Source organism: Paraburkholderia sp. RAU2J (assembly GCF_003634845.1).
GTDB classification, from domain to species: Bacteria; Pseudomonadota; Gammaproteobacteria; order Burkholderiales; family Burkholderiaceae; genus Paraburkholderia; species Paraburkholderia fynbosensis.
Window position 1 is genome coordinate 434,887 of record NZ_RBXG01000001.1, and the last position, 14,337, is coordinate 449,223.

A 14,337-nucleotide genomic window follows, 5' to 3' on the forward strand; every position below is an offset into this window, starting at 1 on the left:
AGGCGACGGACCGCTCATGACCACCGCCGAATAAGCTTCATGCGACATGGGAAATATTTTCGGGCCGCGGTAATGCTATCTTGGGACCTGGATGGCGATCTACGTGCGCGAGGCCGGCTTTGGCGACCCCATGCGTAACGCGCGCCCGGTCCGCACTGTCTTTCGGATTCGCCATGACAACGCAAACCATCCGCTTCTATCACCAGGGGTCCGTCCGCGAGGTCGCGGGCGTCCCGGCGACGCGCACCGTGCTTCAGCACCTGCGCGAGGACGCGTTTTGCACCGGCACCAAGGAAGGCTGCGCGGAAGGCGACTGCGGCGCCTGCACGGTGGTCGTCGGTGAACTGGACGCGCGCGGTGCGCTCGCGCTCAAAGCGGTCAACGCCTGCATCCAGTTCCTGCCCACGCTGGACGGCCGCGCGCTCTTCACCGTCGAAGACCTGCGCGCCGCCGACGGCGCGCTGCACCCCGTGCAACAGGCCATGGTCGATTGCCATGGTTCGCAATGCGGCTTCTGCACGCCCGGTTTCGTGATGTCGATGTGGGCGCTGTACGAAAACCAGCCCGCCGACGCCGGCCTGCCCACCCGCGATGAAATCAACGCCGCGTTGTCCGGCAATCTGTGCCGCTGCACCGGCTACCGGCCGATCGTCGAGGCGTCCCAGAAGATGTTCGACTATCCGCACTACCCGCGCGTGACGCTGGACCGCGCCGCCATCGCGGACACGTTGCGCGACCTGCAACGCCCCGACACCTTCGAATACGGCGCGCCCGATGCACGCGGCGCGGCGTTCGGCTCGTCCACCTTCCGCGCGCCGGTCACGCTCGAGGCGTTCGCCACGCTGCGTGCCGCACATCCTCAGGCACGGCTACTCGCCGGCAGCACCGACGTCGGCCTGTGGGTCACCAAGCAGTTCCGCGATCTCGGCGACATCCTGTACATCGGCAACGTCGCCGAATTGAAAGCCATCGAACGTGATGCGCAGACGCTGACGATCGGCGCGGCCGTCACGCTCGAAGACGCGTACGCGGCCCTCGCCGTCGATTATCCCGAACTCGCCGAACTGTGGACGCGCTTCGCGTCGCTGCCGATCCGCAATGCCGGCACGCTCGGCGGCAATGTCGCGAACGGCTCGCCGATCGGCGATTCGATGCCCGCGCTGCTCGCGCTCGGCGCAGAAGTCGTGCTGCGCCACGGCCCGACCCGCCGCACGCTGCCGCTCGACGCGTTCTACCTCGGCTATCAGAAAACCGCGCTCGCCGCCGGCGAATTCGTCGCGGCGCTGCGCGTGCCGCGCCCGGCGGGCAACCTGCGCTTTCGCACGTACAAGGTGGCGAAGCGCTACGATCAGGACATCTCGGCGGTATGCGCTGCGTTCGCCCTGCACCTCGGCGACGACGGCGCGATTCAGACCGCGCGCATCGCCTTCGGCGGCATGGCGGCCACGCCGAAGCGCGCCGCGCAAACCGAAGCCGTGCTGAACGGCGCAATCTGGAATGAAAGCACCGCGCGGCAGGCGATGAACGCACTCGTCGCCGATTATCAGCCGCTCACCGACATGCGCGCGTCGAGCGCCTACCGGCTGAAGGTGGCGCGCAACCTGCTGTGGCGTTTTCACCTCGAAACGCGCCAAGACGCGCCGCTCGCGCTGCTCGACGTGAATGCGTTCGGCTTCGCGGCCGCGCTGTCAGGTGTGCCGGCGATGCTGGATGCGGCCGCAGCGAAGGAGCCATCGTGATGAACCGCACCGATGCTTTCGTCGAACACGCGGGCGGGACGCTGGCGAGCAAGCACGCCGCCGCGCGTGAACACGACAACCACGCCGCAATCGGCGTGTCCCTGCCGCACGAATCGGCTGCCCTGCATGTGAGCGGCGAAGCCACCTACACGGACGACATCGCCGAACTGCAAGGCACGCTGCACGCGGCGCTCGGCCTGTCCCGCCATGCGCACGCGCGGATCGTGTCGATGGATCTGGACGCGCTCAGGAAGTCGCCCGGCGTGATCGCGGTGCTGAGCGCCGCGGACATCCCCGGCGAAAACAATTGCGGCCCGGTGCTGCACGACGACCCGATTCTCGCCGTCGACGAAGTGCTGTATCTCGGCCAGCCGGTGTTTGCGGTCATTGCCGAGAGCCACGAACTGGCGCGCCGAGCGGCAGCGCTCGCAAAAAGCGACGACGTGATCCGCTACGAACCGCTCGAAGCCATCCTCACGCCCGCCGAAGCGAAGGCCGCGAAGCAGTTCGTGCTGCCGCCGCTGCATCTGAAACGCGGCGAGCCCGACGCGAAGATCGCCGCCGCGCCGCACAGAATCAGCGGCACGTTCGAAGTGGGCGGCCAGGAGCAGTTTTATCTGGAAGGCCAGGTCGCCTACGCGGTGCCGAAGGAAATGGACGGCATGCTCGTCTACAGTTCGACGCAGCATCCGAGCGAAATGCAGCAGGTGGTCGCGCATATGCTCGACTGGCCCGCGCACAACGTGGTGTGCGAATGCCGGCGCATGGGCGGCGGCTTCGGCGGCAAGGAATCGCAGTCGGCCCTGTTTGCGTGCGTGGCGGCGTTGGCGGCGCAGCTGCTGCGCCGCCCGGTCAAACTGCGCGCCGATCGCGACGACGATTTCATGATCACCGGCAAGCGCCACGACGCGATCTACGAGTACGAGGCGGGCTTCGACGACAGCGGCCGCATTCTCGGCGCGCGCGTCGAAATCGCTTTGCGCGCCGGCTATTCGGCCGATCTGTCGGGCGCGGTCGCGACGCGCGCCGTGTGCCACGTCGACAACGCGTACTACCTCAGCGACGTCGATATCGTCGCGCTGTGCTGCAAGACCAACACGCAATCGAACACCGCGTTCCGCGGCTTCGGCGGACCGCAAGGCGCGCTCGTGATGGAAGTGATGCTCGACGGCATCGCGCGTCAGTTGAAGCGCGACCCGCTCGACGTGCGTCTCGCCAACTACTACGGCGTCGGCGAACGCGATACGACGCCGTATGGGCAGCGCGTCACAGACAACATCATCGCGCCGCTGACCGACGCGCTGCTCGATAGCAGCGACTACCGCGCACGGCGCGCGGCGCTCGCCGCCTTCAACGCGAGCAGTCCGGTGCTCAAGCGCGGCATCGCGTTTTCGCCGGTCAAGTTCGGCATCTCGTTCAACGTGCCGTTTCTGAACCAGGCCGGCGCGCTGGTGCACGTGTACAAGGACGGCTCGGTGCTCGTCAACCACGGCGGCACCGAAATGGGCCAGGGGCTCAACACGAAGGTCGCGCAGGTGGTCGCGAATCAGTTCGGTTTGCCGCTCTCACGCGTGCGGGTGACGGCCACGGATACCTCCAAGGTCGCGAATACGTCGGCGACCGCGGCGTCGACCGGCAGCGATCTGAACGGCAAAGCGGCCGAAGCGGCGGCGTGCACGATTCGCGCGCGGCTCGCCGAACTCGCGGCCAAACAGCTCGGCGGCAATGCGCAAGACGTGCAATTCGCCAATAGCACGGTTTCGGTGAACGGCGGCGCAATGCCCTTCGAACAACTGGTCGGCGCGGCGTATCTCGCGCGCGTGCAGTTGTGGTCGGACGGTTTCTACACGACGCCGAAAGTGCACTGGGATGCGAAGACGCTGACCGGCCATCCGTTCTATTACTTCGCGTATGGCGCGGCGGTGTCCGAAGTCGTGATCGACACACTGACCGGCGAATGGAAACTGCTGCGCGCGGACGTGCTGCACGACGCCGGGCAGTCGATCAATCCGGCGATCGACATTGGCCAGGTGGAAGGCGGCTTCATTCAGGGCATGGGCTGGCTCACCACCGAGGAACTGTGGTGGAACCGCGATGGCCGGCTGATGACGCACGCGCCGTCCACGTACAAGATTCCCGCCGTCAGCGACACGCCCGCCGCGTTCTACGTGCAGCTCTATCAGAACCAGAACGCGGAGCCGACCGTGTTCCGCTCGAAGGCTGTCGGCGAGCCGCCGCTTCTGCTGCCGTTCTCGGTGTTCCTTGCGATTCGCGACGCGATCGCGGCGGCCGTGCCAGGCGCGCAACCCGCTCCACCGTTACGCGCGCCGGCCACGCCCGAAGCAATACTCGATGCGCTGGACGCGTTGCAGTCCGCTTATGCGGCCGAACGATCCGCCACGCAGACGAGCACCGGCGCGACGGCCTGAAACAACCGCAATAGAATGACCGGAATGACTCGACCCCACGGCCTCACGCGACACGAACGCGTCAGGCCGCACGCAAAAGCGCAACCGGCCGCGCGGACACCCCGTGCGGCCCTGTATGGAGAACCGCCGGATGCAAGCCTGGCTACCTGAGCTGCAACAACTGCTCGCGCACGGCGACGCCGCCGTGCTGGTGACGGTCGCGCGCGTCGAAGGGTCGGCGCCGCGCGAAGCCGGCACCAAGATGATCGTCACCCGCGAATCGGCGAAGCATACGATCGGCGGCGGCCACCTCGAATGGAAGGCGATCGAGACCGCGCGCCAGGTGCTGCGCGACGGCATGCGCTCGCCGCATATGCGCCGGCTGGAGCGTTTCGCGCTCGGCCCGAGCCTCGGCCAATGCTGCGGCGGCGCGGTGATACTCGCGTTCGAGCGGCTCGACATCGGCGACCTCGGCTGGATCACGTCGCTCGCGAAGCGCGTGGCCGCGGGTCAATCGACGGTGCGTAGCGTATCATTCGGCCCCGCGCCGGACGCGGTGATGCTGTCCGACCCCGAGCCAGGCGTCGATGCCGCCGACTGCCTGCTGTGGGACGGCGCCGGTTTCGACGACAGCAGCGCGCTGCTCACCGAAACCATCGCACCGGGCGACTTTGCCGTCGTGCTGTTCGGCGCGGGCCATGTGGGCGCCGCGCTCGTGCGCGTGCTGGCCACGCTGCCCTGCACCGTGCGCTGGGTCGACGAACGCGACGCGCAGTTCCCGCCGCTCGAATCGCTGCACGCGCCGAACGTCAAGCTCGATCCGAACGACGCGCCCGACGAAGCGATCGATCAGGCCGCGCCGAACACCTACTTCATCGTGATGACGCACAATCATGCGCTCGATCTCGAACTGGCCGAGCGCATTCTGCGGCGCGGCGACTTCGCGTTCTTCGGCATGATCGGCTCGCATAGCAAGCGCAAGCAGTTCGAACACCGGCTCGCGGCGCGCGGCATCGACCCGTCGCAGATCGCGCGGATGAAGTGTCCGCTCGGCGTCGACGGCATCGTCGACAAGTCGCCGGAGATCATCGCGATCTCGGCGGCCGCGCAGGTGCTGCAGGCCGTCGAGGCAAACACGGGCACGCATCACGCGCCGCAAGCGGTCTGAAACGCGACGCACGGCGCGCAACGGCTCCAACGAACTTCGAACCACCATGACTACAACGACCGCCACCACGATCTCCCCCTCGCTCGCCGATAAAACCACGCGGGCGCCGAAGGCCGAGCTGCACATTCATATCGAAGGCTCGCTCGAACCCGAACTGATTTTCGCGCTCGCCGGGCGCAACGGCGTGACGCTCGCTTACGACTCGATCGACGCGCTGCGCGCCGCCTACGCGTTCACCGATCTGCAATCGTTCCTCGACATCTACTACGCGGGCGCGAGCGTGCTGCTGCACGAGCAGGACTTCTACGACATGACGATGGCGTATGTCGAACGGTGCCTCGCCGACAACGTGATTCACAGCGAGATCTTCTTCGATCCGCAGACGCACACCGAACGCGGCGTGCCGATCGCCACCGTCGTGGCCGGCATCGAACGCGCGCTAGCCGATGCGGAAAAACGCGGCATGACGAGCAAGCTGATTCTGTGCTTCCTGCGCCATCTGTCCGAAGAGGATGCGCTCGCCACCTTCGACGAAGCGTTGCCTCTGTTCGAGCAGTACAAGCACCGGTTGATCGGTGTCGGCCTGGACTCGTCGGAGCGCGGCCATCCGCCATCGAAGTTCGAACGCGTGTTCGCGAAGGCGCGCGCGCTCGGCCTGAAACTCGTCGCGCACGCGGGCGAGGAAGGGCCGCCCTCGTACATTTACGAAGCGCTCGATCTGCTGAAAGTGGACCGTGTCGATCACGGCGTGCGCAGCATCGAGGACCCGGCGCTCGTCACGCGTCTGGCCGACTCGCGCGTCGCGTTGACCGTGTGCCCGCTGTCGAACCTGAAGCTGTGCGTGTTCGACGACCTCACCAAGCACACGCTGAAGGACCTGCTCGATCGCGGCGTCGCGGTGACGGTGAACTCCGACGACCCGGCCTACTTCGGCGGCTACGTCAACGCCAACTATCTCGCCACCATCGACGCGTTGAAGCTCAACGACGCCGAGGTCTACACGATCATCCGCAACAGCTTCGAAGCGTCGTTCGTGACACCCGCGGAGCGTGGCGCGCTGATCGCGAAGCTCGACGCGCACTGGCATCAAAGCGGCCCGCACTGACGGTGCCGACATAAAGTGGCCAACGGCGGCATGGTTCGTCCGTGCGCGCTGCCCGGCTTTTCACATTCGGAGACGGTTTTTCCATGACTCAAGCGACTAACCCGGCCCACCCGGCCAAAGCAGCGCAGTCGGCATTTCGCGCGCAACTGCTGAGCTTCACCGGCGACCCCGCTCGGTCGCCCGATGCGGCGGTGTACCACGAGGACGGCCTGCTGATCGTCGAGGACGGCCACGTGGCCGCCGCGGGCGCGTATGCGGCGCTTGCGGCGCGGCTCGCGCCGGGCACCCAGGTGCAGGAAATGCGCGACAAGCTGATCGTGCCGGGTTTCATCGACACGCACATTCACTTTCCGCAAACGGACATGATTGCGTCGCCGGCGCCGGGTTTGTTGCCGTGGCTCGACACCTACACGTTTCCGACCGAGCGCCGCTTCACCGATCCGGCGTATGCACGCGACACCGCGAGCTTTTTCGTCGACGAACTGCTCGCGTGCGGCACGACCACCGCGCTCGTGTACTGCACGGTCCACAAGGAGTCCGCCGACGCGCTTTTCGCCGAGAGCGAAGCGCGCCATCTGCGGATGATCGCGGGCAAAGTACTGATGGACCGCAACTGCCCCGAGTTCCTGCGCGACACCGCGCAATCGGGTTACGACGACAGCGCCGAACTGATCGGCCGCTGGCACAATCGCGGGCGCCAGATGTACGCGCTCACGCCGCGTTTCGCGCCGACTTCGACCGAAGCGCAGCTCGAAGCGTGCGGCGTGCTGGCGCGCCAGCATCCGGACGTGTTCATTCAGAGCCATGTCGCGGAAAACGTCGACGAAGTGAAATGGGTCGCGGGTCTGTTTCCCGACCACCGCAGCTATCTGGACATCTACGATCACTACGGCCTGCTGCGCCGCCGCGCGGTGTACGGCCATTGCATCCACCTCGACGAGGAGGATCGCCGACGCATGGCGCAAACCGGCACGCTCGCCTCGCATTGCCCGACCTCGAACCTGTTTCTCGGCAGCGGCCTGTTCGATTTCGACAAGGCCGACGCGGCGGGCATGCCGATCGCGCTGGCAACCGACGTCGGCGGCGGCACCTCGTTCTCGATGCTGCAAACGATGAACGAAGCGCACAAGGTCGCGCGCCTGGGCGGGCATCATCTGAGCGCCACGCGCATGTTCTATCTGGCGACCGCGGGCGCAGCCGTTGCGCTCGATCTCGCGGACAAGATCGGCACGTTGAAGCCGAACTCGGAAGCAGACTTCGTCGTGCTCGATCCGCAGGCGACGCCGCTGCTCGCGCGCCGCACCGCGCGCAGCGAATCGCTGGAAGAACTGCTGTTCGCGTTTGCGCTGCTCGGCGACGATCGTGCGGTCTACGAAACGTATGCGGCCGGCAAGCGCGTGCATCGTCGCGACGCTGGGCGGCAGCATGCGGCGCGGGCAGCGCGGATTGCGGCTTGAGTGCCGCTTGAGTGCCGCTTGAGCGCGCGTTGATCGCGACATGACGAGGCTGCCTCGCTCGGGCCGCTGAATGAAAAACGGCGCTTCGAAATCAGAAAGCGCCGTTTTCATTTGACCTCTTCAACGTGCGGCTCGAACGATGCCGCCACTCACCGCTGCATACACACCTCATGTAGTGCAGTAAGCCGCCGCACCGGATCGGCAACATACGGATTCGACTCGTCCCACGCATACCCCGCCAGCACCGCGCTGATCATGCGGCGAATCGACGGCACCTGGTCCGGGTAATAGATGATGTCCTGCAACTCGCCGCTGTACCAACGCTCGACGAACGCGCGGAATGTGTCGATGCCTTTGCGCAACGGCACGTCGTAATCCGCCGACCAGTCGACCGTTTCGCCGTCCAGTTGCCGGTTCAACGTGTGCGCCGCGAGATGCGCCGAGCGCAGCGCGATCGTCACGCCGGACGAGAACACCGGATCCAGAAATTCACCGGCATTGCCGAGCAGCGCGTAACCGGGCCCATGCAGGCGCTCGACGTTCGCCGCGTAGCCGCCGATATGGCGCACCGGCATCAGGAACGGCGCATGGCCGATCAGCCGGTTCAATGTCGGCTCCTGTTGGATCAGCGCGCGCAGCGTCGCGTCGCGCTCCGCTTCCGGTACGTCGAGAAAACTCGCCTCGGCCACGCACCCTACCGACGAGCGCCCGCCCGCCAGCGGAATCATCCAGAACCACACGTCGCGGCGCTCCGGATGCGTGGCGATGCAGATCTTGTTGCGGTCGCACGCGTCGACTGCAATACCGTCGCGCACGTGCGTGAAAATCGCGGCGCGCGTCGGCATCCGCGTCGGTGATTCGAGATTCAGCAGACGCGGCAGCACGCGCCCGAAGCCGCTCGCATCGAGCACGAAACGCGCCTCGACCTGATACGCGTGATCCGCTTCGTCGACCACGTCGACGAGCGGCGTGGCACCGGTATGCACCGCGCGCACCATATGGCCGAAGCGCACGTCGGCGCCCTGCCCGGCGGCGCAGCGAATCAGGATGTCGTCGAACACCGCGCGCTCGACCTGATAGGTGGTGCCCCAACCGGCCGAATGCTTGTCACGGAAATCGAACGACGACGACTGGTCGCGATACACGAAATGCGCGCCGTTCTTATGCTGAAAGCCCGCTTCGACCACGGCCTGCAACATCCCCGCTTCTTCGAGGTAGGCCATGCTTTGCGGCAGCAGGCTCTCACCGATCGAGAAACGCGGGAAATGCTGACGCTCCAGCACGAGCACAGAACGGCCCGCCTGGCGCAATAGCGCGGCCGCTACCGCACCGGCCGGACCGGCTCCGATGATCGCCACATCGACGCTCATGCGCTTTGATGAATGTGTGCTCAAAATTGCCTCAATGGTTTGCCTGCGGCGCGCCGCAGTACGTCGCGCCCTTACTTCTCGTTACAATCACGCCTCTGACTGCAAGAACAACATTTCGCCGGGAGTGCAGCGTGTCGCCAACCGAAACATCCAGTGTGCCGTTCGTGCCGGAGACGGCTTTCGGCATCTGGTTCCTGCGCACGCACACGTGGGAGCATCATGTGCTGCGCGTCGCGATCAACGATCTCAAACGTTTGATCGACGCTCCCCTGCCTGATGCGCCGGTCATCGTCGACGTCGGCTGCGGGCAAGGCATTTCGTTTCGCCTGCTCGCAGATGCGTTCAAGCCGCGCCGCATCGTCGGCATCGATTTCCATGCGCCGTCGCTCACGCTCGCCGCCGACGCGGCCCGGGCCTGCCGCGCCACGCTGGCCGATATCGAACTGCTGCACGGCGACTGCGCGAACCTGCCGCAGCCCAACGCCAGCGCCGATATCGTGTTCTGCCATCAAACCTTCCATCATCTCGTCGAACAGGAGCGTGCGCTCGCCGAGTTCCGCCGCGTGCTCAAGCCGGGCGGCATCCTGCTGTTCGCCGAATCGACCGATGCGTACATCAAGTCCTGGGTGATCCGGCTGCTGTTCCGTCATCCGATGCAGGTGCAAAAGAGCGCCGACGGCTACCTCGACATGATTCGCCGCGGCGGCTTCAGCTTCGGCCAGCGCAACGTCTCGCTGCCCTATCTCTGGTGGAGCCGCGCGAAGGACTTCGGTCTGTTCGAACGGCTCGGTCTGCATCGCCCGCAACCGGGCAAGCGTCGTGAGACGCTGGTCAATGTCGCGGCACTCAAGGCTGATTAAAGCCGGTTGCAACGCGCCTTCTTCGAGAACCGGGCAGCAAAGGCTCCTTGCCGCCTCGTTTCGACTCAATGCGCTTCCAGCACCACGAGTTGCCCGCGCACCGCAAGCGCCGCGGCGCTCGGACTCACGCCGCACGTGAAGTCGGTCGACGAACTGGTTTCGGTGCTATGAAACCGCGTCGACACGTCGATCACCGCATTCGCATGACGCGCGCGCGCCGCGTCGCGCAGCTTGCGCACCGCTTCGGCGAGCGCTTCGTGGCATGCGTCGTCGGGACTCGAAACCTTGCGCGCGATGCGCACCGAATACGCGACCTCGCCCACCTGGCTCTGTACCGCCGGATGGTCCTGCCGACCGAAGAACACCGGTACCTCGCCACGCGACTCGCCGCCGGCCGCCGCGAACGGCAGCGACTTCACCTGCGTCGCGCAACCCGCCTGCGTCAACGCCACCACAACGAGCGCACCCAGCACAGCCGATTTTTTCATTGTCATCACCTTCGTTAATTTTGAAGTCGCGGCCGCTTTTTCCGGCCGCGTTGCCGGCCCATTCAACCGCCCTGCCATGCTTCGAACATCAGGCTCGCGCAACTGCCGCCGAACCCGAATGACACCGACATCGCCGCGTCGATACGCGCAGCGTGCGCACTCCGCACGAGCGGCATACCGCTCACTTCCGGCTCCGGCGTGCCGATATCCGGCGTGCCCGCGATGAACCCATCGCGCATCATCAAGAGCGTGTAGATCGCCTCGTGCGCGCCGCACGCGCCGATCGAATGCCCGGTCATCCCCTTGGTCGACGAAAACGCCGGCATGCGCCGCCCGGACGCGGCGCCGAATACGTCACGCAACGCGCGCAGTTCCTCGATGTCGCCGAGCGGCGTCGACGGTGCGTGCGTGTTGATGTAATCGGGACACCTGGCCGCCGCGTCGAGCGCGCCGCGCATCGCCCGCGCGATGCCGGCCGCGCGCGGCGCGACCATCGCCGCGCTGTCCGTACAATCGCCGAAGCCGGTCAGCTCCGCGTAAATGCGCGCGCCGCGCGCCAACGCGTGATCGAGCGCTTCGAGCACCAGCACGCCGCCGCCCGACGCGATCACGAAACCGTCGCGCTGTGTATCGTACGGACGCGACGCGTGCTGCGGCGTGTCGTTGAAACGCCGCGACAGCGCGCCCATCGAGTCGAACAGCAATGTCGTGTTGTCGTGCAGCGCTTCGCTGCCGCCGGCCAGCACGATCTGCTGGCGGCCCGTCTGGATCAACTGCATCGCCTGGCCGATCGCGAGCGCCGAGGTCGTGCACGCCGACGACGGCGAATAGCTCACTCCCTCGAGCCCGAACACCTGCGCGACATTCGCCGACGCGGTGCTGCTCATCGCATGCGGCACGATGTACGGCGGCACCTTTTCGACGCCGCGCGCCTGCGCGATCGCGAGCGCGGCGTCGTAGCTCGCCATCGTGCCGACGCCCGAGCCGATCACCGCCCCGGCGCGCGGCGAGCGCAACGCAGCAGGCGCGAGCCCGGCGTCGTCGATCGCGTGGCGCGCCGCGTGGCAGGCGAAGCGCGCGGTATCGCCCATGAAGCGTTCGAGCTTGCGCTCGAACGGCGGCTCGTGCGCGACCGAGGCGACGCCCGCCACCTGCGAGCCGAACCCGCGCTCACGCCACGCGTCGATCCGTTCGATGCGCGAGCGGCCCGCGCGCAACGCGGCGGACACGCCGTCGAGCGTATTGCCGATGCACGACACGATCCCCATGCCCGTGACGACCACGCGTTGCAGCGCGACGCTCATCGAACGCGCCTGAAAATCAGTGACGTGTTGATGCCGCCGAATGCAAAGTTATTGCTCATCACATGTTCGGCATCGATCTCACGCGCCGTGCCGACGATGTAGTCGAGCGGCGCGCAGGCCGGATCGACGTTGTCGAGGTTCAGGGTCGGCGCATACCAGTTGCGCTTCATCATCTCGATGGTCCACCACGCTTCGAGCGCGCCGCACGCGCCGAGCGTGTGCCCGACGTAGCTCTTGAGCGAACTGATCGGCATGCGCTCGCCGAAGGTCTGCGCGGTCGCATGGCTCTCGGCGATGTCGCCGCGATCGGTCGAGGTACCGTGCGCGTTCACGTACGCGATCGCCTCAGGCGGCAGTTGCGCGTCGCGCAGCGCGAGCTGCATGGCGAGCCCCATGGTGTCGGCGGTCGGCTGGGTCATGTGCGCGCCGTCCGAATTGCAGCCGAAGCCGACGATCTCCGCGTGAATCCGCGCCCCGCGCGCCACCGCGTGTTCGTATTCTTCGAGCACCAGTGTGACCGCGCCTTCGCCGACCACGAGGCCGTCGCGCGCGGCATCGAAAGGACGCGGCGTCAGATGCGGCTCGTCGTTGCGCGTGCTGGTCGCGTACAGCGTGTCGAACACCGCGACCGCCGGGCCCGACAGTTCTTCCGCGCCGCCCGCGAGCATCAGCGTCTGCTTGCCGCTCTGGATCGCCTCGAAGGCGTAGCCGATCGCCTGGCTGCCCGACGCGCACGCGCACGAAGTCGGAATGATCCGCCCTTTCAGATCCCAGAACAGGCTGACGTTGACCGCCGTGGTGTGCGGCATCATCTGCACGTAGCTGTTCGACGTGACGCTGCCCATCGAACCGGTTTCGAGCATCGCGCCGAACGCGCGGATCGGCTGCACCGAGCCCGACGACGAGCCATACGCGACACCCATGCGGCCGTCGGCGATGCTCGGGTCGTCCGCCAACCCCGCATCGGCGAGCGCGAGTTCGCTCGCGCGCACCGAGTACATCGACACCGGCCCCATCGAGCGCGTTTTCTTGCGCGGATAGTGGGCCGGCACGTTGAAATCGGGCAGCGGACAGGCGAGCCGCGTATGCAGCGATTCGAAGTAATCCCATTCGGCCATGCGCCGCACCGCGTTCTCACCGCTTCTCAGGCGCGCTTCGATGACGTCCCAGCTATCGCCGAATGCGGTAACGCCGCCCATGCCGGTAATGACGACGCGCTTCATCACACCATCCCGCCATTGACGCCGATCACCTGGCGCGTCACATAGGAAGCCGCATCCGACATCAGGAAGCTGACCACCGAGGCGACCTCGGCAGGCTGGCCGACGCGGTTCATCGGCACTGTCTTCAAGACCTGTTCGAGCGGCATCTGCTCGAGCATGCCGGTTTCGATCAGCCCCGGCGCGACGCAATTGACGGTGATGTTGCGCGTCGCCAGTTCGACCGCGAGCGCCTTGGTCGCGCCGATCAGCCCGGCCTTCGCCGCGCTGTAATTGACCTGCCCGCGATTGCCCATCACGCCGGACACCGACGCGATCGTGACGATGCGCCCGCCCTTGCGCGCGCGCACCATCGGCATGGTGAGCGGATGGACGACGTTGTAGAACGCGTCGAGACCGGTCTCGATCACGATGTCCCAGTCTTCCTCGGTGAGCGCGGGAAACGCGGCGTCGCGCGTCACGCCCGCGCTGCATACGATGCCGTAATACGGTCCGTGCGCGGCGAGGTCCGCTTCGAGCACCTCGCGGCACGCGGCGCGCTCGCGCACGTCGAACTGCAGCACGCGCGCCGTGCCGCCTTGCGCGGCGATGCCCGTCGCAACCGCGTCGGCTTCGCTGCGTCCCGTGCGGCAATGCACGGAGACCGCGAAGCCGTCGGCGGCCAACTTGTACGCAATCGCGCGGCCAATGCCGCGGCTTGCGCCGGTAACGAGAACACGCCGGCTCATGAACTGAAACTCCCTTCGATGAATGACTGGAAATCGGGCGGTTGAAAAACCTTGATGACGGCCTCGGCGCAACACACGTCGCCGTGATGGATCGTGCATTCGTACGCGCCGTGGCCCGCCTCGCTGCGCAACAGTTCGAGGACGCGGATCGAAAGGCACGCGCCGGCCGCGAACGTCGGCTGCCACGCCTTGTAGCTGCGTGAGCCGAGCAGCACGCCTGGCCGCGCGTGGCCGCCGCCGCGCATCGCCAGCAAGGCGACGTGCGCGGCGATCGCCTGCGCCATCAGTTCGATGCCGATCCACGCGGGCATCGCGCCATCGGCGTCGGCATACCATGCCTGCGAGTCCACGCGGGCACGCGCGCTCAGCGTTTCCTCGGCGAACGTGTCGACGGCGTCGATCAGCAACATGCTGCCGCGATGCGGAATGATCGCTTCGATCGGGTGCTGCGCGAGTTGCGCGAAGGTGGGCGTCGTGGCCGTCATGCGCG

At 66.6% G+C, this 14,337-nt stretch carries 12 protein-coding genes; 6 read left to right on the forward strand and 6 right to left on the reverse strand.

The genetic code is table 11. The annotated features are described in order from the left end of the window. Window positions 1-173: 173 nt before the first annotated feature. The 5 genes from xdhA (at window position 174) to guaD (ending at window position 7,877) form a co-directional block, all read left to right on the forward strand. Window positions 174-1,739 (forward strand): xanthine dehydrogenase small subunit, encoded by a 1,566-nt coding sequence (gene xdhA / locus B0G69_RS01980; protein WP_121315420.1) that lies wholly within the window; start codon window positions 174-176, stop codon window positions 1,737-1,739. Beyond that, complete coding sequence (gene xdhB / locus B0G69_RS01985; protein ID WP_121315421.1) at window positions 1,739-4,168, forward strand: xanthine dehydrogenase molybdopterin binding subunit; 2,430 nt, start codon at window positions 1,739-1,741, stop codon at window positions 4,166-4,168. The genes xdhA and xdhB overlap by 1 nt, the downstream gene beginning before the upstream one ends. A gap of 130 nt (window positions 4,169-4,298) precedes the next feature. Then, on the forward strand, window positions 4,299-5,315 hold the full coding sequence (xdhC, locus tag B0G69_RS01990; protein WP_121315422.1) for a xanthine dehydrogenase accessory protein XdhC: 1,017 nt from the start codon (window positions 4,299-4,301) through the stop codon (window positions 5,313-5,315). A gap of 46 nt (window positions 5,316-5,361) precedes the next feature. After that, on the forward strand, window positions 5,362-6,420 hold the full coding sequence (locus tag B0G69_RS01995; protein ID WP_121315423.1) for an adenosine deaminase: 1,059 nt from the start codon (window positions 5,362-5,364) through the stop codon (window positions 6,418-6,420). 83 nt (window positions 6,421-6,503) lie between these two features. Continuing rightward, window positions 6,504-7,877, forward strand: a complete 1,374-nt coding sequence (guaD, locus tag B0G69_RS02000) for a guanine deaminase (protein ID WP_121315424.1) — start codon at window positions 6,504-6,506, stop codon at window positions 7,875-7,877. Window positions 7,878-8,026: 149 nt separating this feature from the next. Here the strand turns inward: guaD and B0G69_RS02005 are convergent, their stop codons facing one another. Further along, window positions 8,027-9,271, reverse strand: a complete 1,245-nt coding sequence (locus tag B0G69_RS02005; RefSeq protein ID WP_121315425.1) for an NAD(P)/FAD-dependent oxidoreductase — start codon at window positions 9,269-9,271, stop codon at window positions 8,027-8,029. 107 nt (window positions 9,272-9,378) lie between these two features. Between B0G69_RS02005 and B0G69_RS02010 the strand changes: the two genes are divergently transcribed. Then, window positions 9,379-10,107: a class I SAM-dependent methyltransferase gene (locus tag B0G69_RS02010; protein ID WP_121315426.1), complete on the forward strand. Its 729-nt coding sequence runs from the start codon at window positions 9,379-9,381 to the stop codon at window positions 10,105-10,107. Window positions 10,108-10,172: 65 nt separating this feature from the next. Here B0G69_RS02010 and B0G69_RS02015 read toward each other — a convergent pair whose 3' ends face one another. The 5 genes from B0G69_RS02015 to B0G69_RS02035 all read right to left on the reverse strand — a co-directional run bounded on the left by B0G69_RS02015 (window position 10,173) and on the right by B0G69_RS02035 (window position 14,332). After that, on the reverse strand, window positions 10,173-10,595 hold the full coding sequence (locus tag B0G69_RS02015; RefSeq protein WP_121315427.1) for a signal peptidase: 423 nt from the start codon (window positions 10,593-10,595) through the stop codon (window positions 10,173-10,175). A 62-nt stretch (window positions 10,596-10,657) separates the two neighbouring features. After that, a complete protein-coding gene (locus tag B0G69_RS02020) occupies window positions 10,658-11,899 on the reverse strand; it encodes a beta-ketoacyl synthase N-terminal-like domain-containing protein (protein WP_121315428.1) in 1,242 nt (413 codons plus the stop codon). Next, window positions 11,896-13,122, reverse strand: coding sequence for a beta-ketoacyl-ACP synthase (locus B0G69_RS02025; protein ID WP_121315429.1), 1,227 nt, complete (start codon window positions 13,120-13,122; stop codon window positions 11,896-11,898). The genes B0G69_RS02020 and B0G69_RS02025 overlap by 4 nt, the downstream gene beginning before the upstream one ends. Further along, a complete protein-coding gene (locus B0G69_RS02030; protein ID WP_121315430.1) occupies window positions 13,122-13,847 on the reverse strand; it encodes a 3-ketoacyl-ACP reductase FabG2 in 726 nt (241 codons plus the stop codon). Before B0G69_RS02030 ends, B0G69_RS02025 begins: the two co-directional genes overlap by 1 nt. After that, window positions 13,844-14,332 (reverse strand): hotdog family protein, encoded by a 489-nt coding sequence (locus B0G69_RS02035; protein WP_121319029.1) that lies wholly within the window; start codon window positions 14,330-14,332, stop codon window positions 13,844-13,846. Before B0G69_RS02035 ends, B0G69_RS02030 begins: the two co-directional genes overlap by 4 nt. Between the last annotated feature and the right edge of the window lie 5 nt (window positions 14,333-14,337).

What these genes read in the sequence shown, in the direction of transcription:
- xdhA (WP_121315420.1), top strand. Translation starts at nt 174, where the DNA reads ATGACAACGCAAACCATCCGCTTCTATCACCAGGGGTCCGTCCGCGAG.
- xdhB (WP_121315421.1), top strand. Translation starts at nt 1,739, where the DNA reads ATGAACCGCACCGATGCTTTCGTCGAACACGCGGGCGGGACGCTGGCG.
- xdhC (WP_121315422.1), top strand. Translation starts at nt 4,299, where the DNA reads ATGCAAGCCTGGCTACCTGAGCTGCAACAACTGCTCGCGCACGGCGAC.
- B0G69_RS01995 (WP_121315423.1), top strand. Translation starts at nt 5,362, where the DNA reads ATGACTACAACGACCGCCACCACGATCTCCCCCTCGCTCGCCGATAAA.
- guaD (WP_121315424.1), top strand. Translation starts at nt 6,504, where the DNA reads ATGACTCAAGCGACTAACCCGGCCCACCCGGCCAAAGCAGCGCAGTCG.
- B0G69_RS02015 (WP_121315427.1), bottom strand. Translation starts at nt 10,595, where the DNA reads ATGAAAAAATCGGCTGTGCTGGGTGCGCTCGTTGTGGTGGCGTTGACG.
- B0G69_RS02020 (WP_121315428.1), bottom strand. Translation starts at nt 11,899, where the DNA reads ATGAGCGTCGCGCTGCAACGCGTGGTCGTCACGGGCATGGGGATCGTG.
- B0G69_RS02025 (WP_121315429.1), bottom strand. Translation starts at nt 13,122, where the DNA reads ATGAAGCGCGTCGTCATTACCGGCATGGGCGGCGTTACCGCATTCGGC.
- B0G69_RS02030 (WP_121315430.1), bottom strand. Translation starts at nt 13,847, where the DNA reads ATGAGCCGGCGTGTTCTCGTTACCGGCGCAAGCCGCGGCATTGGCCGC.
- B0G69_RS02035 (WP_121319029.1), bottom strand. Translation starts at nt 14,332, where the DNA reads ATGACGGCCACGACGCCCACCTTCGCGCAACTCGCGCAGCACCCGATC.